19 protein-coding genes are annotated in these 23,238 nt (G+C 65.3%); 14 read left to right on the forward strand and 5 right to left on the reverse strand.

Annotated features, from left to right (window positions below; translation table 11 throughout):
* The first annotated feature begins 147 nt into the window (after positions 1-147).
* Positions 148-1,104, forward strand: a complete 957-nt coding sequence (locus D7S89_RS11200; protein WP_121277720.1) for an NAD(P)H-dependent flavin oxidoreductase — start codon at positions 148-150, stop codon at positions 1,102-1,104.
* Positions 1,105-1,121: 17 nt separating this feature from the next.
* Here the strand turns inward: D7S89_RS11200 and D7S89_RS11205 are convergent, their stop codons facing one another.
* Positions 1,122-2,078 (reverse strand): LysR substrate-binding domain-containing protein, encoded by a 957-nt coding sequence (locus tag D7S89_RS11205; protein WP_183085154.1) that lies wholly within the window; start codon positions 2,076-2,078, stop codon positions 1,122-1,124.
* 113 nt (positions 2,079-2,191) lie between these two features.
* Here D7S89_RS11205 and D7S89_RS11210 point away from each other — a divergent pair, with 113 nt between their 5' ends.
* Entirely contained in the window at positions 2,192-2,761 is a 570-nt protein-coding gene (locus tag D7S89_RS11210) for a flavodoxin family protein (protein WP_121277722.1), read from the forward strand.
* 18 nt (positions 2,762-2,779) lie between these two features.
* On the opposite strand, the gene icmF is transcribed toward D7S89_RS11210, so the two are convergent.
* Positions 2,780-6,145, reverse strand: coding sequence for a fused isobutyryl-CoA mutase/GTPase IcmF (gene icmF / locus D7S89_RS11215; protein ID WP_121277723.1), 3,366 nt, complete (start codon positions 6,143-6,145; stop codon positions 2,780-2,782).
* A 241-nt stretch (positions 6,146-6,386) separates the two neighbouring features.
* On the opposite strand from icmF, the gene D7S89_RS11220 reads away from it, so the two are divergent.
* Together D7S89_RS11220 and D7S89_RS11225 are read left to right on the forward strand one after the other, a co-directional pair.
* Entirely contained in the window at positions 6,387-7,100 is a 714-nt protein-coding gene (locus tag D7S89_RS11220) for a hypothetical protein (RefSeq protein ID WP_147426631.1), read from the forward strand.
* A 24-nt stretch (positions 7,101-7,124) separates the two neighbouring features.
* Complete coding sequence (locus tag D7S89_RS11225) at positions 7,125-7,904, forward strand: hypothetical protein (protein ID WP_121277725.1); 780 nt, start codon at positions 7,125-7,127, stop codon at positions 7,902-7,904.
* A gap of 108 nt (positions 7,905-8,012) precedes the next feature.
* Here D7S89_RS11225 and D7S89_RS11230 read toward each other — a convergent pair whose 3' ends face one another.
* Both D7S89_RS11230 and D7S89_RS11235 read right to left on the reverse strand, forming a co-directional pair.
* The gene (locus D7S89_RS11230) at positions 8,013-9,116 is read right to left on the reverse strand and encodes a porin (protein WP_121277726.1); all 1,104 of its coding nucleotides are present in this window, start codon (positions 9,114-9,116) and stop codon (positions 8,013-8,015) included.
* A gap of 491 nt (positions 9,117-9,607) precedes the next feature.
* Positions 9,608-10,045, reverse strand: coding sequence for a hypothetical protein (locus D7S89_RS11235; RefSeq protein ID WP_147426632.1), 438 nt, complete (start codon positions 10,043-10,045; stop codon positions 9,608-9,610).
* A 344-nt stretch (positions 10,046-10,389) separates the two neighbouring features.
* Here D7S89_RS11235 and D7S89_RS11240 point away from each other — a divergent pair, with 344 nt between their 5' ends.
* The 10 genes from D7S89_RS11240 (at position 10,390) to D7S89_RS11285 (ending at position 22,060) form a co-directional block, all read left to right on the forward strand.
* Positions 10,390-11,364, forward strand: coding sequence for a bile acid:sodium symporter family protein (locus tag D7S89_RS11240; protein WP_121277728.1), 975 nt, complete (start codon positions 10,390-10,392; stop codon positions 11,362-11,364).
* A 341-nt stretch (positions 11,365-11,705) separates the two neighbouring features.
* On the forward strand, positions 11,706-12,986 hold the full coding sequence (locus tag D7S89_RS11245; RefSeq protein WP_121277729.1) for a GGDEF domain-containing protein: 1,281 nt from the start codon (positions 11,706-11,708) through the stop codon (positions 12,984-12,986).
* 127 nt (positions 12,987-13,113) lie between these two features.
* Entirely contained in the window at positions 13,114-14,982 is a 1,869-nt protein-coding gene (locus D7S89_RS11250) for an EAL domain-containing protein (protein WP_121277730.1), read from the forward strand.
* A gap of 172 nt (positions 14,983-15,154) precedes the next feature.
* Positions 15,155-16,714: a methyl-accepting chemotaxis protein gene (locus D7S89_RS11255; RefSeq protein ID WP_121277731.1), complete on the forward strand. Its 1,560-nt coding sequence runs from the start codon at positions 15,155-15,157 to the stop codon at positions 16,712-16,714.
* A 383-nt stretch (positions 16,715-17,097) separates the two neighbouring features.
* Positions 17,098-18,135 (forward strand): LacI family DNA-binding transcriptional regulator, encoded by a 1,038-nt coding sequence (locus tag D7S89_RS11260; protein WP_121277732.1) that lies wholly within the window; start codon positions 17,098-17,100, stop codon positions 18,133-18,135.
* Positions 18,132-19,463: an AGE family epimerase/isomerase gene (locus D7S89_RS11265; RefSeq protein ID WP_121277733.1), complete on the forward strand. Its 1,332-nt coding sequence runs from the start codon at positions 18,132-18,134 to the stop codon at positions 19,461-19,463. Before D7S89_RS11260 ends, D7S89_RS11265 begins: the two co-directional genes overlap by 4 nt.
* Positions 19,464-19,468: 5 nt before the next feature.
* Positions 19,469-20,380, forward strand: a complete 912-nt coding sequence (locus D7S89_RS11270) for a carbohydrate kinase family protein (protein ID WP_121277933.1) — start codon at positions 19,469-19,471, stop codon at positions 20,378-20,380.
* A 92-nt stretch (positions 20,381-20,472) separates the two neighbouring features.
* Positions 20,473-20,694 (forward strand): hypothetical protein, encoded by a 222-nt coding sequence (locus D7S89_RS11275; RefSeq protein WP_121277734.1) that lies wholly within the window; start codon positions 20,473-20,475, stop codon positions 20,692-20,694.
* Positions 20,695-20,773: 79 nt separating this feature from the next.
* Positions 20,774-21,025 carry a hypothetical protein gene (locus D7S89_RS11280; protein ID WP_425470777.1) on the forward strand — a complete coding sequence of 84 codons (252 nt, stop codon included), beginning with the start codon at positions 20,774-20,776 and terminating at the stop codon, positions 21,023-21,025.
* Positions 21,026-21,226: 201 nt separating this feature from the next.
* Complete coding sequence (locus tag D7S89_RS11285) at positions 21,227-22,060, forward strand: ion channel (RefSeq protein ID WP_245982829.1); 834 nt, start codon at positions 21,227-21,229, stop codon at positions 22,058-22,060.
* A gap of 39 nt (positions 22,061-22,099) precedes the next feature.
* On the opposite strand, the gene D7S89_RS11290 is transcribed toward D7S89_RS11285, so the two are convergent.
* Positions 22,100-23,206 (reverse strand): porin, encoded by a 1,107-nt coding sequence (locus tag D7S89_RS11290; protein WP_121277736.1) that lies wholly within the window; start codon positions 23,204-23,206, stop codon positions 22,100-22,102.
* Positions 23,207-23,238 lie beyond the last annotated feature (32 nt).

The raw sequence follows: 23,238 nt of genomic DNA on the forward strand, positions 1-23,238 counted from the left end.
GTTCGCAGCGCCACGAAAACGTAGAACCAGAGCACTCACTCCAACGCCACGCGTGGCGCGCACCCACACTGACTCGCCTATAATCGAACGATCGTTCTTTTGTTCTGCCACATTCATTCTTTGCGCACTGCCTAGGAGACACGCGTTATGGCCTTGCCCGCCGTCCTCAAGAACCTGGCCCTGCCAGTCGTCGCATCGCCGATGTTCATCGTCAGCTATCCCGAGCTCGTGCTCGCCCAATGCAAGGCCGGTATCGTCGGATCATTCCCTGCGCTCAACGCGCGCCCTGTCGAGCTGCTCGACGAATGGCTCACGCAGATGCAAGAGGAGCTCGCCGCGCACAAGGCCGCGAATCCCGATGCCGTGATCGGGCCCATCGCGGTCAATCAGATCGTGCATCAGTCCAATGTGCGGCTCGAGCAGGACGTGCGCGTGTGCGTCGAGCACAAGGTGCCGATCTACATCACGAGCCTGCGCGCGCCCGTGAAGGAAATGATCGATGCCGTGCACAGCTACGGCGGCATCGTGCTGCACGACGTCATCAGCCTGCGTCACGCCGAGAAGGCGCTGGAAGCCGGCGTCGACGGACTCATCCTCGTGGCGGCCGGCGCCGGCGGCCATGCAGGCACGACCTCGCCGTTCGCGCTCGTCGGCGAAGTGCGGCGCATCTTCGATGGCCCGATCGTCCTGTCGGGCTCGATCGCCAACGGCAGCTCGATCCTCGCCGCGCAGGCCATGGGCGCCGACCTCGCGTACATGGGCACGCGCTTCATCGCCACGCAGGAAGCGCATGCGGTCGAGAGCTACAAGCACGCGATCGTCAACGCGAACGCCTCCGACATCGTCTACACGAACCTCTTCACGGGCGTGCACGGCAACTACATCCGCGAGAGCATCGTCAACGCCGGGCTCGACCCCGATGCGCTGCCCGAGTCGGACAAGTCGAAGATGAACTTCGGCGGCGACAAGGCCAAGGCATGGAAGGACATCTGGGGTGCCGGCCAGGGCGTCGGCATGATGCACGACGTCCCGACCGTCGCCGAGCTCGTCGCGCGACTCAAGGAAGAGTACGAGCAGGCGCGTGCCCGCGTGCTGTCGGCCTAATGACGACGTAGTGGGTCTCAGCGATACGGGGCGGCGATCTCGCCTCGTATCCAGTCGGCAAAGGCCCGGATGCCGGGCCTGTCGACGTTTTCTTTGCGGCACAGCAGCCAGAACGAATTGACGTCGGGCGCAGCCGCCGTGCCGACCCGTTCGAGTCGCCCCGCGGCCAGGTCGTCGGCCACGAGCGCGCGTGGCGCAAGTGCGATGCCGCGTCCGGCGATCGCCGCTTCGATGGCCAGATGCGTCACGCCGTAAAGCGGCCCCGACTCCGCCGCCGCCAGCCACGCTGGCGTGGCATGGCCGGTTGCAGCCAACCAGGCCGTCCAGACGTTGCCGGGCCGCTCCGCGGCGGCACGCGACGATGACGGCAGCGCCACACGCAGCAACGTGACCGGCATCGACTCGTCGAGCCAAGCCTGACCGGCCGGCAACTTGGCGCGAAGTTCAGGGCTGCAGACGGGAATGACGATGTCGTCGAACCATAGCCGTTCGGCGTGCAGATCACCATACGGGCCGGGCCCATAACGCAACGCGATATCGACGTGCCCGTCGGCGGCCAGATCGACGAGCGTTTCCGATGACATTAGCTGCAAATCGATCTGTGGATGGCGCTGCTGGAAGCGGTCGAGCCTGGGCGCCAGCCAACGCGACGCAAACGAAGGCACGGCGCTGATGACAAGTGTGTTGCGGGTTCGCGTCTCGGCCGGGGCAGCCGCCATCAGCGCCGTCTCGAGGCGCGCGAATGCAGCCGACACTTCGCTCGCCAAGGCAGCACCTGTCGCAGTCAGCCGCACGGCGCGATTGAGCCGCTCGAACAGCGATGTCCCGAGATAAGACTCGAGCGCCTGCACCTGCTGGCTGACCGCCGCCGGCGTGACGAACAGCTCGGCCGCGGCGGCCTTGAAACTGCCCAAGCGGGCAGCCGCTTCAAAGGCGCGCAACGCGTTCAGCGGAATGTTGTTGGTGGAGATCACGCTTGGCATCGCGCCAGTTTAGCGAAACTAACTCGACATCGAGAAATTCTCGTTTGCCGGGCGCCAGCAGCGCCTCTTATGCTGTGATCTCTCATCCATCAGCGGACACGAACATGAAGGAAAACGAATCGTTTCTTTTCCTGCTCGGCAGCGCCCGGCGCAACGGCAACACGGAACAATTGGCCCGTATTGCCGCCGCTGCCCTGCCGGAGACGGCCATGCAGGACTGGCTCCACCTTCACGACTATCCGCTGCCGCCGTTCGTCGATCAGCGGCATGAACCCGGCAGCGTCTATGAAGCGCCGACCGGGCACGAAGCGCGGCTCCTCGAACGCACGCTCGCCGCCTCGCATCTCGTCTTCGCTATGCCGCTCTACTGGTACAGCCTGCCCGCCGACGCCAAGCGCTACCTCGATTATTGGAGCGCCTGGCTGCGCGTGCCCGGTGTCGAGTTCAAGCGCCGCATGGCCGGCAAGTCGATGTCGGTGGTGACGACCGTCAGCGACGGCGACCGACGCGCCGCGGCTCCGTTGATCGACTCGCTGAGACTCACCGCCGATTACATGTCCATGCAGTTCCACGGTGCCGTCATCGCAGGCGGTAACCGCCCAGGGGAAGCGCTTGCCGAGCGCACGGCCGTCGACGAACTCAGCGCGCTGTTGTCGACCCGCGTGGAAGCGTGATGTCTCGCTGACCGGCGCTCACATGTTGCGCCGGTACTGCCCCCCTACTTCGAACAGCGCGTGCGTGATGCTCCCGAGCGAGCACACCCGCACCGCATCCATCAGCACGGCGAACACATTGGTGTCGTCGAGTACCGCTCGTTGCAGGCGGGCCAGCATCGGGCCCGCCTCGTCGCGATGGCGCTCGTGAAACGCGGCGAGCCGCGCGAGCTGGCCGCGCTTCTCTTCGCGCGTCGAGCGCGCCAGCGCGAGGGGAGGCGGCGCATCGACACGATGCTCGCTCACGAACGTGTTCACGCCGACGATCGGATAGGAGCCATCGTGCTTGCGATGCTCGTACAGCATCGACTCGTCCTGGATACGCCCGCGCTGATAGCCGGTTTCCATCGCCCCGAGCACACCGCCGCGTGCCGTCAGCCGATCGAACTCGTCGAGCACGGCGGCTTCCACGAGGTCGGTGAGCTCTTCGATGACGAAACTGCCCTGGTTCGGGTTCTGACTCTTCGCGAGCCCCCATTCGCGATTGATGATGAGCTGGATCGCGATGGCGCGGCGCACCGATTCCTCGGTCGGCGTCGTGACCGCTTCGTCGAACGCATTCGTATGCAACGAGTTGCAGTTGTCGTAGACGGCGATCAACGCCTGCAGCGTCGTACGGATGTCGTTGAAGTCGATCTCCTGCGCATGCAGGCTCCGGCCCGAGGTCTGCACGTGATACTTGAGCATCTGGCTGCGCTCGTTGGCGCCATAGCGCTCGCGCAGCGCGATGGCCCAGATGCGCCGCGCGACGCGGCCCAGCACCGAGTATTCGGGCTCCATGCCGTTCGAGAAAAAGAACGACAGGTTCGGCGCGAAGTCGTCGATCGACATGCCGCGCGCGAGGTACGCCTCGACGTACGTGAAGCCGTTCGCGAGCGTATAGGCGAGCTGCGTGATCGGATTCGCCCCCGCCTCGGCGATGTGATAACCCGAGATCGACACCGAATAGAAGTTGCGCACGCCGTGCTCGATGAAATACGCCTGGATGTCGCCCATCATCTTGAGGCTGAACTCGGTCGAGAAGATGCAGGTGTTCTGCCCCTGGTCCTCCTTGAGGATGTCGGCCTGCACCGTGCCGCGCACGTTCTGCAGCGCCCCCGCGCGCGTGGTCGCGATTTCATCGAGCGTCGGCTCGCGGCCCTGCGATGCGCATTCATCGGCGAGCCGTGCGAGCTGCTGGTCGATCGCCGCATTGAAGAACATGGCGAGGATCGTCGGGGCCGGCCCGTTGATCGTCATCGATACCGATGTCGTCGGCTCGCACAGATCGAAGCCGTCGTAGAGCAGCCTCATGTCGTCGAGCGTGGCGACCGAGACCCCCGAATTGCCGATCTTGCCGTAGATGTCGGGCCGCTCGGCCGGGTCCTCGCCATAGAGCGTGACCGAATCGAAGGCCGTCGACAGACGCTTGGCCGGCATCCCCTCGGAGAGCAGCTTGAAACGCCGGTTCGTGCGGGCCGGATCGCCTTCGCCGGCAAACATGCGGGTCGGCTCTTCGTTCTCGCGCTTGAACGCGAACACGCCGGCCGTATAAGGGAAATAGCCGGGCAGATTCTCGAGCGCCAGCCAGCGCAGCGTCTCGCCGGGGTCGACGAACTTCGGCAGCGACACCTTGCGCATCGATGTGCCCGAGAGCGTCGTGACCGTCAGCGCGGTGCGGATCTCGTGGCCGCGCACCGTCACGACACGCGCATCGCCCGAGTAAGCGGCGACCCTCTGCGGCCAAGCTTCGAGCAGCGCTTTCTCTTGCACGCCGAGTAGCGCCTCGCGCTCCGCGATCAACGTGTCGAGGCGAGCCAGTGCCGCAGCCTGCGCTTCGTCGTGCGTGTTGCCGCTGGCGTCGTTCGCCTGTGTTTGAGCCGCGGATACCGTCAGCATGCGGCGTGCCTCGCCGAGCTGCCAGCGCTCGCGCGCAATCTGAGCCTGTGTCTGAACGCGCGCGCGATAGCCGCGTACCGTCCCCGCGATGTCCGAGAGATAGCGCACGCGCGTGGCCGGCACGATCGCGCCCAGTTCGCTCGAATGGCGCGCGTCGATGCGCGGCAGTCGTCCGCCGCCGTCCTGCTCGCGCAGCCCGGCCTCGCGCAATGACGAAGCGATACGCTGGTAAAGCGCCGTGACGCCGTCGTCGTTGAAGTGCGCGGCGATCGTGCCGAAGACCGGCATCGTCTCGGGCGACACAGACCATGCGCCGCGATTGCGCTGCACCTGCTTGGCGACATCGCGCAATGCGTCGGGTGCGCCGCTGCGGTCGAATTTGTTGATCGCCACGAAATCGGCGAAGTCGAGCATGTCGATCTTCTCGAGCTGACTCGCCGCGCCGAACTCAGGCGTCATCACGTACAGCGACCGGTCGGCATGCGGCACGATCGCCGCGCCGCCCTGCCCGATGCCCGACGTCTCGACGATCACGAGCGAGAAGCCTGCCGCTTTGCATGCCGCGATCGCGTCGGGCAGGACTTCCGGCAACTCGGCCTGCGCCTCGCGCGTGGCCAACGAGCGCATGAACACGCGCGGGCCGTGGCCCCAATCGCCGAGCGCGTTCATGCGGATGCGATCGCCGAGCAGTGCGCCGCCCGACTTGCGCCGCGATGGGTCGACGGCGAGCACCGCAATGTCGAGCGTATCGCCGTAATCGAGCCGGAAACGTCGCACGAGCTCGTCGGTCAGCGACGATTTGCCGGCGCCGCCCGTGCCCGTCACGCCCAGCACGGGCACCGAGACGACGTGCGAGGCCTGCTTGGTCAGCGCTTCTCGCACCGATGCGTCGACGCGCCCGTTCTCGAGCGCCGTGATCCACTGCGCCAGCGCGCGCCAGCCTGTGCGTTCGCGGCGGGCCAGGCTCGCGAGCGCGCCCATTGCGGGCGCCGGCTGGCCGCCGCGGACTTTGGCGCAGCGCGCGATCATGTCGTCGATCATGCCTTGCAGACCGAGCCGCTGGCCGTCCTGCGGCGAGTAAAGCCGCTCGACGCCGTAGCGTTGCAGCTCGTCGATTTCGTCGGCGACGATCACGCCGCCGCCGCCGCCGAACACCTTGATGCGATCGCCACCGTGTTCGCGCAGCCAGTCGACGAGATACCGGAAATATTCGACGTGACCGCCCTGATAGCTCGAGACGGCGACGCCGTCGGCATCTTCGTCGAGCGCCGCGCTCGCCACGTCGGCGACCGAGCGGTTGTGCCCCAGATGCACGACCTCGACGCCGCTCGCCTGCAAGATACGGCGCACGATGTTGATCGCTGCGTCGTGCCCGTCGAACAGCGCCGCCGCCGTCACGAAGCGCAGCCGCGCGCCGGCGGCCGGCCCAGTCTGGCCGACGCGCCGGGGCGCCGAAAGATCAGTCATGTCTCCCCCCGTTCGCATGCGAAACGTTACGCGGGTGTCTTTCGCAGTATAGGCAACGGTGTGGGCGGGCAGCGAAGGCCGGAAACGTGCGTGGCACAATACCGGCGCAATTGCCTCGAGACCTGAAGAACAACAAAGGATGGACCCAGTGGAAACCGTAGCGTTAAGGCAGTATTTGGCAGCCGTCTGGAAAGACGCGAAATCGGCCACGCTGAAAAGACCTATAACGGCGTCGATTTTGTTGATCGCACTGACATTCGGCAATTATGTCGGCATCAACGCCAACCTCGCCGAAGCGGCTTCGGAAAAAGGCAGCCTGGCCCATTTCGGGGACTGGCTCTTGGGCGCGCTGGCAGGCGGCGCGAGATTGCTGATCGGGGTCGCCGTTGCCATGCTGGTGATTCGCCATGCGATGCTCGGCGCCAAGGCACGCTTCCGACTGATCGACCTCGCGTATTGGAAATGTGTCGGCGCGGTCACGCTGCTCGACTTGGGCGTGTTCGGGCTGGCTATGTCGATCTTGGTGGGCCAGGTCGTCGCGACCGATAGCACCAACGTCTGGCTGATCGTAGCGTCGGTCTACGGCGTCGGCTTGTTCTTCTCGACACGCCTCGGCCTGACGTTCACGCACATCGCGATCGGCCATGACGCCGACTGGTTCGCGTCGTGGCGCGACACGCGGGGCCATTTTTGGACCATTGCGCGGCTCTATTTGATCGCCTCGGGTCCGTTCGACGTGCTTGAAAGAATCCTGTTCACGGCAGGGCCGAACGTGCACCTGCATGGGATCGCGGTCTCACCTATCGTGCTCGCCGTGGCGCGAGCGACCTGCGACTACCTGAATTGGGCACTGACGGCGGCGAGCTGTGCGTGGTTGTACCGGCGCTATGCGCGGCTGCTGCTCGAACTGGTTCAGATTCCCGAAAGCAGTCGTGTCGTCGCGCGCGAGATGTAATCACAATAATTCAAGGAATGACACATGGAAACCGTCACATTCAGCCAGTGCGTCCGAGGCGCCTGGAAAAGTGCAAGGTCGACGACCTTCGAAAGACCCGTCGTCGCGTTGATTCTGTTCGTGGCGCTGTTGCTCACGAGCTATATGCAGGCGAAAACCAACCTCGTCCTCGCGCAAGACTCATCGCAGACGGCGCACACGGGCCTCGCGCTGATCGGCGCGCTCGCGGCGCTCGTCAAGTCGTGTGTGATCATCGACGTGTTTCTGTTCGTCGTCCGCCACACGCTGCTCGGCGCCACGGCCACGCAGGGGTTCGCGTTCGTCGACAAAGCATTCTGGCGCTACGTGGGTGCGTCGCTGCTGATCGTCCTCGGCATCTTGGCTGCCGTTGTCGTGCTCTCGCTTGTTGTGGTGTTCGCGCTCGGCTCACGTCCGACGTGGTGGTGGCCGATGGCCCTCATTGCGCTGGTCGCCTGGCTGGTCGGCGTGCGCGCGAGTCTCGTCTTCACCCACATCGCGATCGGCAACACGATCCAGTGGCGCGCGGCGTGGCAGGATTCCCGCGGTCACTTCTGGAGTATCACGCTGACCTACCTCATCGCGATGCTGCCGCTGATCGCGGTGGCGCTGGTGTTCGTGGCCGGCTACGAGCTGGCTTTGCGGGACATGATCGGCGCGGCTTATCAAGCCCAGCTGATCGCCCTCGGCGCGGCCGTCTGGATGTACGCCACCTGCTCGCTCCACGCGGCGTGTTCTGCGTGGCTCTATCGTCGCTACGCCGTGCAGTTGCTCGAGACGGCTTGAGATAGCGCGAAGCGGCTCGACAAAAAAAACGGCGCTGCAACTAGCAAGCGCCGCATGATGAAACGAAACCGGGCACACGACGCCCGGCCGTCCCGAGAAACGAAAAGCTCAGAACTTCGCGCGAATGCCCGCGCCGACCGTCTGGCCCGTCGAGAGGCTGCTCAGGTGGTCGTTCATGTACGCCGCGTAGAGGTCGGTGCGCTTGGACAGCGGATAGTCGTAGCCGAGCGCCCAGGTGCGGCGCGTCTGATCGAGGCCGCCACCGTCGCGCGAGTACGCAAACGAAGCCATCACCGTGCCGGGGCCGACCGGCACCGTCACACCGCCTTGCTCCGTGTTGACATGCCAGCTGCCGCCACCGATCTGGTCGTTCTTCGTGTACATGTACTGGCCGTAGAACTTGACGAACTTGAGGTCGTACGACGCGCCGAGCTGGCCGACGCTCTGGCTCTTGAACGGCACGAGGCTGCCGAACGCGACCGGGTTGACGAGGTCGCCCGGCGCATTGTTGAAGTTCACGTACTGGAACACGCCGGTCGCCGCGAACGGACCATGGAAGTACAGGAACTGCGCGCTCCATTTCTTCGCGGCGTTGCTGCCGGCCTGGTTGCCGAGGCCGTACATCACGCCAGCCGACAGGCCGTTGTACGAGGGCGTCGAATACCCCACGGCGTTGTTCCAGCCAGAATCGCCGACCACGCCCATGTCCGTCGCGTAAGTCGCGCCCGTCGGAATCGCCGTGTTGCCGAGGAATACGTGGTAGACCATCGGCGAGAAGGTGTATGAATCGCCGAACGGATTGAACAGGATGGTCGAGACGAACAGATGCGTCGTCAGGCGGCCCGCCGTCACCGTGCCGTACGGCGACTCGATGCCGACGTACGAGTTGCGCGCGAAGAACGTATCGCCATCGAAGCGCCCGTAGTTGCCGTTTTGTGCCCGGAAGAAGTCTTCGATGGTGAAGATCGCCTTATAGCCGCCGCCGAGGTCTTCGGCCCCCTTCAAGCCCCAGTACGAAGTCGACATGCCACCGCCGCCGACTGTCCATGCACGCTGACCGCCCGGAAATTGCTGCATGCCGACCCATTCGTCGACTTGACCATAAAGCTGCACGCTCGATTGCGCGTGAGCGGCCGAGCCCGTGGCAATGAAGGCGGCCGTGGCCGCCCATCGGAAACTCGTTTTCAGCGTGCGGCTGACGGTGGCTTTCATAAGATCTCCTGTTTTTAGCAAAGGCAATAGCGTGACGAAACGCTTCGCGCGAACCGTGTTCACCTGATACATGGGGCGATGTGCTGCGGGGCGGAACCATCGTTGCGGACCATTTTTCCGGTCAAAAAAGCACTCGCTTATTGCCGGTATAGCGATCCGATTAATTCTCTTCGCGCACGCATGCCTTTGAGGCGTCATGCACCACGATGGCGAATCTCGAAACGGTGCCAATGCGCAATGGCTACGGGGTTTCGCGGGCGTTTCTACGATAGGACCGAATAGTGACGCACCACAACGCCATGACAAAATGATTTCGTCGGAGGACGCCACCAGGAGGCAATCAAACGGCCGTTCGAACGAAAAAGTGTGGCGTGTTTGCATCACACGGGACGCGCCGTCAATCTGCCAGCGTTCCGGTGAAAGCGACCAGGGAGTGGAATGCACCCGGCGAGCCCTGCCTCTTCATGGGGCAGCCGCGCCGTGCGAGAGGGTCAGTTGCGGTAAAGGGAGGGATCGGGCAGCCGCCCGCTGGGGCCCGGTGGGCGCGGCACGACGCGGTTGGCCTCGTGCTCTTCGTTGTAGCGCGTGACGGCTGCGCGGATCGAACCGGCTCGCAAGTCAGGCGCGGCGCCCGGGGGACGCGGCACGTTGCGCGAGTCGTCGCTGACCGCACGCAGTGGCCAGCCACTCGGCGCCGGCTGCGTCATTCGCGCGGGACCGCCCGCGCGGCGGCGCACAGCCTGCCGCGGCGCTTGCGCGAACGCGCTGCTCGTGCGGATCAAGGTAATGGAACCAGTCCCACTATGCGCAGCGCCTGCGGGTCCGGCACTGCCGACCATCGCGCCTGTGCCGTGAGGGTCTGTAGGCCCTTTGTGCAGAGGCTGCGCGTGCGCAAGCGACAGCATCGCTGCGCACAATGCAGCTGCCATCCTACGCCCGACCGTCTTGAAACCTGAATCCACCATATCGATCACTCGCCCCCCGGCCCGCCCGGGCGCGGCGCGCATCGTGGACAGGCGCCATCTTTACCGCGGGGTCGTCGGAAGATTGATGCACCGGGAGGTCGTCGAGATGTAATTTATGGGTCGCCCGTTAACGTGTCGAGGCAAAAAGTGTTAGGCGAGCGACGCCGTTGTAACCTGGTGTTACCGTGACGTTCTTTCGTCTCACGAGTCCCGCTGCGCGCGCGTCGGCGCCGTCTGTCGCCGCCCGTTTCATCGGCTCGCTTTCACGCAACGCACTGGCTTTCCCTTTCGAAAAAAGATCTCCGCTCATGTCCCGTCCGCTGTTCGTCCCCGACAACTTCACGCTGGCGCTCGTCGTTACGGTTGCGCTGGCCAGCGTCCTGCCGTGCCGCGGCGAGACCGCCGTCGCCGTCAATGCGCTGACCAATGTCGCCGTCGGTCTGCTGTTTTTCCTGCACGGCGCCAAGCTGTCGCGCGAGGCCGTCGTGGCCGGCGCAACGCATTGGCGGCTGCATGTGCTCGTGCTCGCGAGCACGTTCGTGCTGTTTCCGTTGTTGGGCCTGGCCGCCAGGCCGGTGCTCGCGCCGCTCGTCACGCCGGCGCTGTACATGGGCATCCTGTTCCTGTGCACGCTGCCCTCGACGGTCCAATCGTCGATCGCGTTCACGTCGATCGCCAGGGGCAACGTGCCGGCCGCCGTCTGCGCGGCATCGGCGTCGAGCCTCATCGGCATCTTCGTCACGCCGGCGCTCGTCGGGCTCATCGTCACGAACCAGGCCGCCGCGTCGCGCTCGGCCTGGCATACCGTCGGCGATATCGTCGTGCAATTGCTCGTGCCGTTCGTCGCGGGCCAGGTGCTGCGCCCGTTCATCGGCCCATGGGTCGATCGCAATCGCCGCGTACTTCGCTTCGTCGACCAAGGCTCGATCCTGCTCGTCGTCTACACGGCATTCAGCGAAGCGGTCAACGAGGGCCTCTGGCACCATGTGCCGCTCACGGCGCTCGCGGGCCTCCTGGTCGTGAACGGCGTGCTGCTCGCTGCTGCGCTCGCCGTCACCGCATGGGTAAGTAAAAGGCTCGGCTTCAATCGCGCCGACCGTATCACGATCGTCTTCTGCGGGTCCAAAAAGAGCCTCGCCTCGGGCGTGCCGATGGCCAAAGTCATCTTCGCCTCACATGCTGTCGGAGCGATCGTGCTGCCACTGATGCTGTTCCATCAGATCCAGCTGATGGTGTGTGCGGTGCTCGCGCAACGCTGGGGCGCGCGCACCACGGATGTTTGAAACAGCCCTCTACGAATTTGCACGGGCGACGCCGTCCGCGTCGCCCGTGCAAATATCGATTTTCACAATCGTCAGACAATTGAAATTGGAAATAGCGGAAAGCAAACGTTTGCAATTCGCTTGATTATCCAAATTACGTCATGCGGCGATATACGCATGTCGGCGCTCTGCCCCACGCCGTCCAGTAAAGCGTTCTGGCCCTATGAACGAGACTATCAGCCATAATTAAATGCCTTTAAAATCGTCGCGAGCATCATTTCGCACTATTAGAATGGCGCAACGGAACAAAGCGGCCCTGTTTCCGGTGAAAGCCGAAGTTGCACGTCTAAGAGAGAAAATAAATGAGCAGCGAGGACCGATCTCACGAGGATCGCCATGACGGGGTGGCGTCGAATCGTCGCAAACGCCGTGCGCGAGCGCGGCGCGCGAAGACGGTCGAGGCGCTGGAAGACAATCAGTCGTTCGAAGACTACGCCGCCGATCGGCTGTGGTCGTTCCTCTGCGCTCAACTCGCCACGGCGCTCGTCGGCTATGTCGTGATGATCGCGGGCGGCGCGTGGCTCGACGAACAGCGCTTCGCCGGCACCGCATTCGCGAGCGCCACACCGGCCATGCCGATGACCGCCGCACTCGTCATCGCATGGGTCAGAGGCAGCGGGCGGCGCGCCAGCTTTGCCGCGCTTGCCTTTATCGCCTCGCTCGAGGCCGGCATCGTCCTGCATGCGCTGCAATGGGGCGATGGCCTGCTGATCGTGCTGCCGGCCTTCGTGCTGATTCCGCTGTCGTTCAGCCCGGTGCTGCTGCGCGGCTGGGATTTTCCCGCGGCGGCCGTGCTCGCGATCGGGGGCCCGCTCGCGCTGAACCTGCTGAGCCGGCCGCCGGCCGTCGAACAGTTCGGCCTCGTGCTGTCGATGTTCATCGCCATCTCGACGAGCCTCGTCACGAACTTGTTCGCGCTGCGCTCGCAAAAGAAAGGCTTCCGGCTCGAGCGCCAGCTGCGCGCGTTCGCCGACATCGACGAGCTCACGCAACTGCCGCGCCGGCGCCGCGTGTTCGAGCTCGGGCGCCGCATTCTGTCGCGCGCCGAGCGTCTTGGGCAGTCGGTTTCGGTGCTCTACATCGATGCCGACCACTTCAAGTCCGTCAACGATCGCTTCGGTCACGACGCCGGCGACCGGGCGCTCAAGCTCATCGCGCGCGAGATCCAGGACAGCATGCGGCCGACCGACGTCTCCGGCCGTTTCGGCGGTGAGGAATTCGTCGCGTTGCTGCCCGGCGCCGATCAGCTCGATGCCGCGCGTATCGCCGAGCGCCTGCGCAAGCGCATCGAAGACATGCGGCAGTTCGAAGTCACGTTGACGATCAGCGTGGGCGTCGCACAGCACATGCGCGGCGAGCAGATCGACCGCGTGATCCGGCGTGCCGATGCGGCGCTGCTCGATGCCAAGGGCAGCGGACGCAACCGTGTCGTCATCGCGCCGCGGCCTGTCGAGCAGGGTACGTCGGCGCCCAAGGAAGCGCCGCGTCATGCCGATGCAGCCGCCCCGCATGCCGACGCATCGAGCGAGGCACAACCCGAGGGCGACAACCCTGTTGCGCCGCGCGAGTGGGCCGTCGATTGAAGCACGTGCACCACACACTTGGCATTGCACCATCGCAGTGCAACGCTTCACGAAAAGTTCATTGAATTCTTAAGGACTGCAGTCGTTAAGCCGAACATCCTATTTTCTTTTCGCTTAACCCAGCGCCATGTCACGTAGCCCGTCGTTGCAGTCCCTAGCGCCATCCGTCGCCGAACTCATCGCCCGGCGCGGATTGTCCGCCGTCTTCCAGCCGATCGTCGATTTCGACGGCGGCACGATCGTCGGCTACGAAGGGCTGATTCGGGGACCCGCGGGTACGTCGCTCGAAGCACCGGGGCCGCTGTTCGACCAGGCCATACGCGAAGGCTTGTCGGTCGAGCTGGAACACGCGGCCGCGCGCACGTGCGTCGCGCAATTCGCGAAACTCGGTTGCGAAGGCAAGCTGTTCCTGAACTTCAGCGCGGCCGCGCTCGCCGCGCTCGTGCACACACGCGAAGAGACCGTCGCGTGGCTGCGCCGCATCGGCATGCCGATCGCTCGCATCGTGCTCGAGCTCACCGAGCAGTGCCCGATCGACGACGTGCCGGGCTTCGAGTCCGTCATCGCCGCGTTGCGCGACACCGGCGCGCAATTCGCGCTCGACGACTACGGCACGGCCAACGCGAGCATGAACCTGTGGGTGCGCCTGCAACCGGATGTCGTCAAGATCGACCGCTTCTTCATCGACGACATCGCCAACGATCCGCTCAAGTTCGAAGCCGTGCGCGCGATGCAGCACTTCGCGGGCGCAAGCGGCGCGCGGCTCGTGGCCGAAGGCATCGAGAACGAAGCGGACCTCATCGTCGTGCGCGACATGGGCATCGCCTTCGGTCAGGGCTATTTCTTCGGCCGTCCGGATGCGAACGCGCAGCGCTCGGTGGCCGATGCCGCAAGGGAAGCGCTCAGCGCCGGACACATCGCCGTGTTCCCGGGCGCCACGCGCAGCCAGACGCCGGGCTCGCCAATGGGCGGCGTGGCCGCTGCGAAGATGCTCGTGAACGCGCCCGCGCTGCCGAAGATCGCGAGCAACAACGATGTGCTCGAGCTGTTCAACCGCTTGCCGACGTTGCATGCGCTGGCCGTCGTCGAGCACGACCAGCCCATCGCGCTGATCAATCGCCGCAGCTTCATGGACCGCTATGCGCTGCCCTATCACCGCGAACTGTTCGGCAAGCGTCCGTGCCTGCTGTTCGCGAACGCGTCGCCGGTCGTCATCGAGAAGTCGATGACGGTCGAGCAGATGGCCAAGCTGCTCGCGAGCGACGATCAGCGCTATCTGGCGGACGGCTTCGTGATCACCGACCAAGGCAAGTACCTCGGCCTCGGCACGGGCGAGAGCCTCGTGCGGGCCGTGACCGAAGTGCGCATCGAGGCCGCGCGCTACGCGAACCCGCTCACGTTCCTGCCCGGCAACATCCCGATCAGCTCGCACATCGCGCGGCTCGTCGAGCGCCAGGCGGCGTTCTACGCGTGCTACGTCGACCTCAATCACTTCAAGCCGTTCAACGATCGTTACGGCTACTGGCAAGGCGACGAGGTGCTCAAGTTCGGGGCGGCCGTGCTCGCGAAGGCCTGTGATCCGACGCGCGATTTTCTGGGCCACGTCGGCGGCGACGACTTCCTGATCCTCTTTCAGAGCGACAACTGGCGCGAGCGCGCTCGCAGCGCAATGGCGGCGTTCAACGAGGGCGCCCTGCGTTTTTACGCCGACGAGGACGTCGCAGCCGGCGGCATTCATGGTGAAGACCGGCGCGGCAACCCGACCTTCTTCGGCTTCGTGACGATGGCGATCGGGTGCGTATGCGTGAAGCCCGCGTCGACGCCAGGGGGACGCTACGGCAGCGAGGAAATCGCGTCGGTCGCGGCACTGGCCAAGCATCGCGCCAAGCAGGAAGCGAGCGGTTTTTTCCTGATCGACATCGACGAAGGCGCAGCCCAACTGCATCTGCACGAAGGGGCGGCGATGACCTCGCGCGGCGCCTCGCTGCTCGCCTGAAGCAAACGACGCCACGACGAACCGTCGCGCACGACGCGCGCGCTCACACGAGCCACGCGCCTATTCATCAGAACTTTTTGTGAATCTTTCATGAATTTGTCGTGAACCGCCAGCACACTCTGCGGCGGCTCACCCGCGCGGCATCGCGCTCGCTTCTTCGGTTTTCCTTCGCATGAAACCTTCTCGCTTTACCGTCAAAGGCCGGCTTTACGCGCTCTTTGCCGTGGTCGTCTCCGTCCTCGTCGCCGTGGGCGGCATTGGTCTCACCGGCGTGGAACGCACCGACGATGCGCTGCGCCAAGTATTCGAAGGCCGCGCCAAGGCGCTGCAACGTATCTCGAGCATCGATGAACTCGTCGCGAAGACGCACTTTGCCGTCAGCGACGCCGTGCTCGATCCCTCGGCCAGCAAAACCGAGGCGGTGCTGGCCGCTAGCGCGAGCAACCTCCAGGCCATCGACGCTCTGCTGCGCGAGTACCGCGCTTATCCGCTCGAAGCGGACGAGCGCGTGCTCGCCGAGCGTTTTGCCGCCGACTGGGCGCTGCTCCGCGACAAGGGCTTCGCGCCGACGCTCGGCTATCTGAAGGCCAACAATCTGTCCGAGGCGCAGTGGGTCGTCACCCAGGCGCTCGAGCCGAACGCCAAGCAAGTGAAGACCGAAACGGCGCGCCTGCGTGCGTTGCAGCTCGAATCGGCACAGCGCGAATACGATCGTGCACAAACGCTTGCCCATACCGTGCAGGTGCTCGTAGCGGTGTGCATCGTCGTGGGCATCGCGATCGTGGCCGCGCTCTGCTGGGCGATGGCGAGCGAACTGTTCCGCCAGCTCGGCGGCGAGCCGGCCTATGCCGCCGACATCGCCAACGCGATCGCCGAAGGCGACCTGTCGGTTCAGGTCCAGGTGAAGCCTGGCGACACACATAGCGTGCTGCACGCGATGCAGTCGATGCGCGAGCGGCTCGCGGTGATGATCGGCACGATCCAGCGCGCCGCGGCAGGCATCTCGCACGCGACCAACGAAATCGCGAGCGGCAACGCCGATCTGTCGGCACGCACGGAAAAGCACGCGACAGGCATCCAGCAAACCGCGAACAGCATGGAGCAGCTGGCGGCAACCGTCCGCGCGAACGCCGACCATGCGCGCGAGGCCAACGTGCTGGCCGGACAGGCTTCGTCGAAGGCCGAGCACGGCAACGAGGCCGCCACCGACGCGATCTCACGCATGCACTCGCTCAGCGAACGTTCACAGAAGATCCGCAGCATCACATCGGTCATCGAAGGCATCGCGTTCCAGACCAACCTGCTCGCGTTGAACGCAGCCGTCGAGGCGGCACGCGCGGGACAATCGGGGCGCGGCTTTGCCGTCGTCGCGCAGGAGGTGCGCGCGCTCGCGCATCGCAGCTCGGAGGCCGCCAAGGAGATCACGGGCCTCATCAACGACGTGACGTCCGAAGTCGACGGTGGCTCGGCCACGGTCGAGCGCGCGGGCTCGACGATCGTCGACATGCTGGGCTCGGTCAAACGCGTTGCCGCGCTCATCGACGAAATCTCGCACGCCTCGGACGAGCAAAGCTCGGGCATCGCGCAGATCAATCGCGCGGTCTCGCAGATGGATGAAGTCACGCAGCACAACGCGCTGCTCGTGCAAAAGGCCGCGGCGGCCGCGGTCGAACTCGCCGACGAAGCGGCCGCGCTGCGCGACGCGGTGGCGATCTTCCGCGTCGCGGCTTAGGTGGCCAATCAGGTGGCCAATCAGGTGGCCAAGCAAGCGGCCAATCAAGCTTCACTTCGAGCATCAGCCATGCGCGGCGGTCGATGATCGTCGCGCGCACGCCGTCCCGCCCCTATCGAGCGCTCGCCTGACGCTCGCTCGCCATCCCCGCTCTTCCCACTTCGTACTTTGCTTGCCGATGGGCCCGCCGCATCCCATAGCAGGTCGCATCGGGTCACGCATGCCTGAACCGGATCCCGTTTAGCATGGTTTACTAAACTTCAAAATGTTCTAGAAACCCTTTATAAACGGGTATTTATTGTAAATAGTCCCGCATTGATCCGGCGATTTCCCTAGATTTTTACTATACAATCGGCCGCATTCGGGGCAGAGGATCGAAGACGATGGCCACCACCATTCGCGACATCGCCCGCGCGGCGAACGTGTCGATCGGCACGGTGTCGCGGGCATTGAAAAACCAGCCGGGCTTGTCGGAGGCCACGCGCGTGCGCGTCGTCGAAACGGCACGCCAACTCGGCTACGACGCGGCGCAGTTGCGGCCGCGCATCCGCCGCCTGACGTTCCTGCTGCACCGCCAGCACAACAACTTCGCCGCGAGCCCGTTCTTCTCGCACGTCCTGCACGGCGTCGAGGACGCTTGCCGCGCACGCGGCATCGTGCCGTCGCTGCTGACGGCCGGCCCCACCGAAGACATCGCCGAGCAGCTGCGCCTGCACGCGCCCGACGCCATTGCGGTCGCCGGCTTCGTCGAACCCGAGACACTGGCGGCCCTGGCAGCGACGCGCCGCCCGCTCGTGCTGATCGATCTGTGGGCACCGAACCTGCGCTCGGTCAATCTCGACAACGCAGCCGGCGCCACGCTCGCGATGCGGCATCTGTTCTCGCTCGGGCGCACGCGCGTCGCGTTCATCGGCGGGCCGCTCGCGCACTCGAGCATCGCCGAGCGCGCGCTCGGCTACCGCAGGGCATTCTTCGAAGCAGGGCTGCTGTTCGATCCGTCCCTCGAGACGACGATCGACCCGACGCTGCCACCCGATGCGGGTGCGGCACTGGCCATGCAACGACTACTCGATGCACGCGGCCCACGCGACGTGCCGAATGCCGTGTTCGCCTACAACGACATGGCAGCCCTCGCCGCGATGCGTGTCTGTCTGGCGCGCGGCTTGCGCGTGCCGCAGGACGTGGCGATCGTCGGCTTCGACGACATCCCCGCTAGCGCTCACTCCGCCCCGCCACTCACGACGCTCGCCGCCGACAAGGAAGCGCTCGGGGCGCGCGGCGTCGAACTGTTGCTCGACGATGCGCCCGCCGAGCTCGAAGTGCGCCTGCCCGTGCAGCTGGTCGTGCGCGCCAGCACAGGCGGCGCGACGCCCACAGCCCCTGCGTCCGGCCCCGACGTCCCCTCGGAAATCACGACATGACGAAGCTACCCAACGCCTCGAAGACCAACAAATCGCCGTCTCCAGCCCCGGTCGTCGTTCACACGAACACGACCGTGCCTCCCGTCGAGAACTTCCGCGACCGCACGTTTCTGCTCGAGCATGTCGCCGACACGCTGATGTTCTACGCGCCGAATGCGCACGATCCGTCGGGCGGCTTTTTTCACTTCTTCAAGGACGACGGCACGGTCTATGACCGCACGACGCGCCATCTCGTCAGCAGCTGCCGCTTCGTCTTCAACTACGCGATGGCCTATCGTCATTTCGGCGATCCGCAGCATCTGACCTATGCGCGCCACGCGCTGGCATTCTTGCGCGACGCCCATTGGGACGAGCGGCACCACGGCTACGACTGGGAAATCGAATGGCGCAACGGCGAGAAGCGCACGCTCGACGGCACCCGGCACTGCTACGGGCTCGCGTTCGTGATGCTTGCGCAGGCGCAGGCGGCACTCGCCGGCATCGACGAGGCACGCCGGCAGATCGCCGAGACGTTCGATCTCATGGAGCGCCGCTTCTGGGATCCGGCCGCGGGCCTGTATGCCGACGATGCGACGCCCGACTGGCACGTCTCGACCTATCGCGGCCAGAACGCGAACATGCATGCGACCGAGGCGCTGCTCGCGGCCTACGAGGCCACGGGGCACCTCGTCTATCTGAATCGCGCCGAACGCGTCGCGACGAACATCACGCAGCGGCAGGCCAAGCTCTCGCACGGGCTCATCTGGGAGCACTACCACGCCGACTGGTCGGTGGACTGGCACTACAACGAAGAGGACAGCTCGAACATCTTCCGCCCGTGGGGCTTCCAGCCGGGCCATCTGACCGAGTGGGCCAAGCTGCTGCTGATTCTCGAGCGCCATCGGCCGCAGCCGTGGCTGCTGCCGCGCGCGGTCGAGCTGTTCGATGCGGCGCTCACGCATGCGTGGGACGACGAGCACGGGGGGCTGTGCTATGGCTTCGGCCCCGATGGCACGGTGTGCGACCACGACAAGTACTTCTGGGTGCAGGCCGAGACGCTCGCGGCCGCCGCGCTGCTTGCCGAACGCACGGGCAGCGAACGCTTCTGGGATTGGTACGACGAGATCTGGCGCTATAGCTGGAACCATTTCGTGGATCATCGCCATGGCGCGTGGTATCGCATCCTCACGTGCGACAACCGCAAGTACAGCGACGAGAAGAGTCCGGCCGGCAAGACCGACTATCACACGATGGGCGCGTGCTACGAAGTGTTGAACGCGCTGCCCGGGCCGGGCACCGCGCAGCCGGGCCCCGACGAGCCGTTGCAACCGCCGGCGGACGAACGGTGACCGACATGACGCGAATCGACGACTATCCGCACTTCGTGAGCGCCGGCGATATCCTGACCGATCTCGTGCGCACGAGCGGCACGCAATGGGTCTCGCATCCGGGCGGGGCCGGCTGGAACGTCGCGCGCGCAGTCGCGCGGCTCGGCGTGCCGAGCGCCTGCGCGGGTGCGCTCGGCACCGATTGCTTCTCCGACGAGTTGTGGATGGCCAGCGTCGCCGCGGGCCTCGACACGCGCTTCATGCAACGCGTCGAGCGCGCGCCGCTGCTGGCGATCGTGCACCAGACGCATCCGCCCGCCTACTTCTTCATCGGCGAGGCGAGCGCCGACCTCGCGTTCGACCCCGAGCTGCTCCCCGAAGGCTGGATGGCGCAGGCGCAGTGGGTGCATTTCGGCGGTATCAGTCTGGCTCGCGAACCGCTCGGCGCGACGCTCGCGACGCTGGCGGCCGAACTGCGCGCGCGCGGCGTGAAGATCAGCTTCGATCCCAACTACCGGAATCTGATGGAGCGCGGCTATCGCCCGATGCTCGAGACGATGGCGGCGCTCGCCGATCTGATCAAAGTATCCGACGAAGACTTGCGGCACCTGTTTCATACCGACGAGACGCAAGCGATAGCGCAGTTGCGCGCGCTGAACCCGCACGCCGCGATCCTCGTGACGCGCGGGGCGCAGACCGCCACGCTGCTGCTGTCCGGCGAGACGATCGAGGCGCTGCCGCCGCGCGTCGAGGTGGTCGATACGGTCGGGGCGGGCGATGCTTCGATCGGCGGCCTGATCTTCAGCCTGCTTCGCACGCCGCAACGCGGCTGGCGCGAACATCTGGCGTTCGCGCTCGCCGCGGGCGCCGCGGCGTGCCGGCATGCAGGTGCCCACTCCCCGACGCTCGACGAGGTCGTCTCGCTGCTGGAGGCATGATGGCTCGACTGCGGTAACTGCGCGGTGCGTCACGATGCGTCCACAAAGCGCGTGCTACGATGCAAAGCATCCGTCTCGCAAGGAGCGGCATCATGGACGAGCTGACCTACACCAAGGGCATCTACACCGCCACCCCGCAAGTGCGCCACCTGGACAACGGGCAGTACCAGGGCGTGGTATCGCTCGCCCGCGACGACGGAGCGGATGCGGAAACGAGCCTCTACGAGGCGAAGACGACCAGCCCGAGCGCGCACGAAGCGCTCGAAGAAGCGAAGGCGCTGGCCCATCAAATCCTTGGCGAGCTCGAGCTGTGACGGGCCGCACGCCCGTCCGTCCGATGTTTTGTTCGCCCCTCTCCTGAACGTGCCGGGTCGCCGGCGATTGGAGACGATGATGAACTTGAACGACCAACAGTTCCTTTATGGCGTGTACTCGATTCACGTGCACCCGATCGCGCTGCAAGGCGGACGGTGGGATGCCGAGTACGAAATCCGTCACCGGAACAAGGCCGTGCAACGGTGGACCACGGTCGGTGGCGACCTGGGCCTGAACGACGCAGACGATGCGGTCGAGGCCGCCCATCGGCAAGCCGTCGACGACATCGAGCACGGCGCCGGCGTACCGAAGCCTCGCGCATTCCCTTGATGCCTGCCGCGCTCCGCGTCGGCATGCTACGCTCTGGCCCGATTCCAAATTCGGGCCGGCGCGATGACGCGATCACAGACGCAAACGCACACTGACATTCCGAAAGCGAAAGGCGGTATCCGGGCGCGGGCTCGCGCGCGCGTCTGGCGCGATCGCGGCCGCGTCATCCATGGGTCGGTGACATCGATCGTCACGCACGGTATGCCCGGGCACGGCTGGCTCGACCTCTATCACCGCGCGGTGACGTCGCGCTGGCCCGTGTTCTTCGGTGCGCTGGCGCTGCTCTTCCTGCTGGTCAATACCGTCTTCGCCGCGCTCTACGCATGCGGCACGGCACCGATCGCGAACCAGTCGCCGGCCGGCTTTCTCGGCATGTTCTTCTTCAGCGTCGAAACGCTCGCGACCGTCGGCTACGGCGACATGCATCCTCAGACGGTCTATGCACACGCGATCGCCACGCTGGAGATCTTCGTCGGCATGTCGGGCGTTGCGTTGGCGACCGGCCTCATCTTCGTGCGCTTTTCGCATCCGCGCGCGCGCATCATCTTTTCGAACCACGCGGTCGTGCGCGAGATCAACGGCCAGCCCACGCTGATGGTGCGCGCAGCCAACGCCCGACAGAACGTGATCGTCGAAGCGAATGCGAAGCTGCGCTTCATGTTCCATGAATCGACGCCCGAAGGTTACTGGCTGTGGCGCATCCTCGACCTCGATCTCGTGCGCGACCAGCATCCGATCTTCATGCTCGGCTGGAACCTGATGCACGTGATCGACGAGTCGAGCCCGCTGTTCGGTCAGACGCCCGAAAGCCTGGCCGCGCGCGAGGCATCGCTGATGATCATCATCGAGGGCGCCGACGAGGCCACTACGCAGACGATGCGCGCTCGTCATTCCTGGCCGCACGAGGCGATCCGCTGGCGCCACCGTTTCGTCGATCTGCTGTCCGATGACGAAAACGGCGTCACGCACGTCGACTATGCGAAGTTCCATGAAGTCGTCCCGCTCGACGAGGCGAGCGAAGCGCCCGTGACTTGATCGCCCCGGCCGCTCGCTCGCGTCGCCCCTCCCCTGGCGTCAGAACTTGTGACGAATGCCCACGACGCCCGTCACCTGCGTGCGCGTGCTCGACGGCCCGCTCAGGCCCTCGATGGCAGCCACCGTGTTGCTCGAGGCGCGCTGGTAGATCGCATTCACATAGACGTCGGTACGCTTGGACAAGTAGTACTGCAAGCCCGTGCTCGTTTGCAGATAGTGCAGGCTCGGCGTCGTGCTGCCCGTTTCATGCACTTGCGTGTACGTCTCGCCGAAGGCGAACCACAGCGCCGGCGTGAAGCGATAGCGCAAGTTCGCCTCGTAGTTCGTGAACCGCTCGGACGCACCCGTCTGCAGCGAGAACAGCGACGTCGTGTAGAGCAGCCCGAACGTGGCGTCGCCATATTCGTACGTGCCGCCTGCGCCCCAGATCTGCTGGCGCACGATGCCCTTCAAAAATGAGAAGTAGTTGTCCGAAGGAATCGCCCCGCCCGTATCGAATGCCGGATCGTCGAGCCGCACATAGGCCGCGCCCAGGTGCACCGGCCCGTGCGCGTAGCTGACACCGAGCGAGTAACTGCGGTTGCGTGCGAAAGCCGACGAATTCGAGAACGCATACATCGCGCTGGCCTGCACGCCCGCCAGGCTCGGCGTGGCGTACTTGACCGAGTTGTCGGTGCGGAACGTGTTGTTGAGGTCGTCGGTGTCGAACGGATGCAGCGCGTATTGCGTCAGCGACGTGCTCGCCCCGATCTGCATGGGCGCCAGCACATCCTGTGCGGCGTTGTACTGACGGCCGAGCGTCACATTCCCCCACCGGTCGTTCGACATCCCGACCCATGCCTGACGCCCGAACATGCGGTTGCCTTGTCCAGCCGCGCCGGTCTCGAGGTTGAAGCCGTTCTCGAGCTTGAACAGCGCGCGCGTGCCGCCGCCGAGGTCTTCGCTGCCGATCAAACCCCAGCGCGCACCCTGCTCGTTGCCGCTCGTGGCCTGCCACGCGACGTGCCCGTTCAGATTGTTCGTGTAGGTCATGCCGGAATCGACGATCCCGTACAGCGTCACGCTCGACTGCGCGCACACGTTGCCTGCGAACGCGATCCCAAGGCCCGCACCCGCGGCGGCCATCCACCAACCCTGCTGCTTCATATGAGGTCTCCCCCTGCCGTTGAAAAACACCA

It is taken from the genome of Trinickia fusca, assembly GCF_003628145.1.
GTDB lineage: Bacteria > Pseudomonadota > Gammaproteobacteria > Burkholderiales > Burkholderiaceae > Trinickia > Trinickia fusca.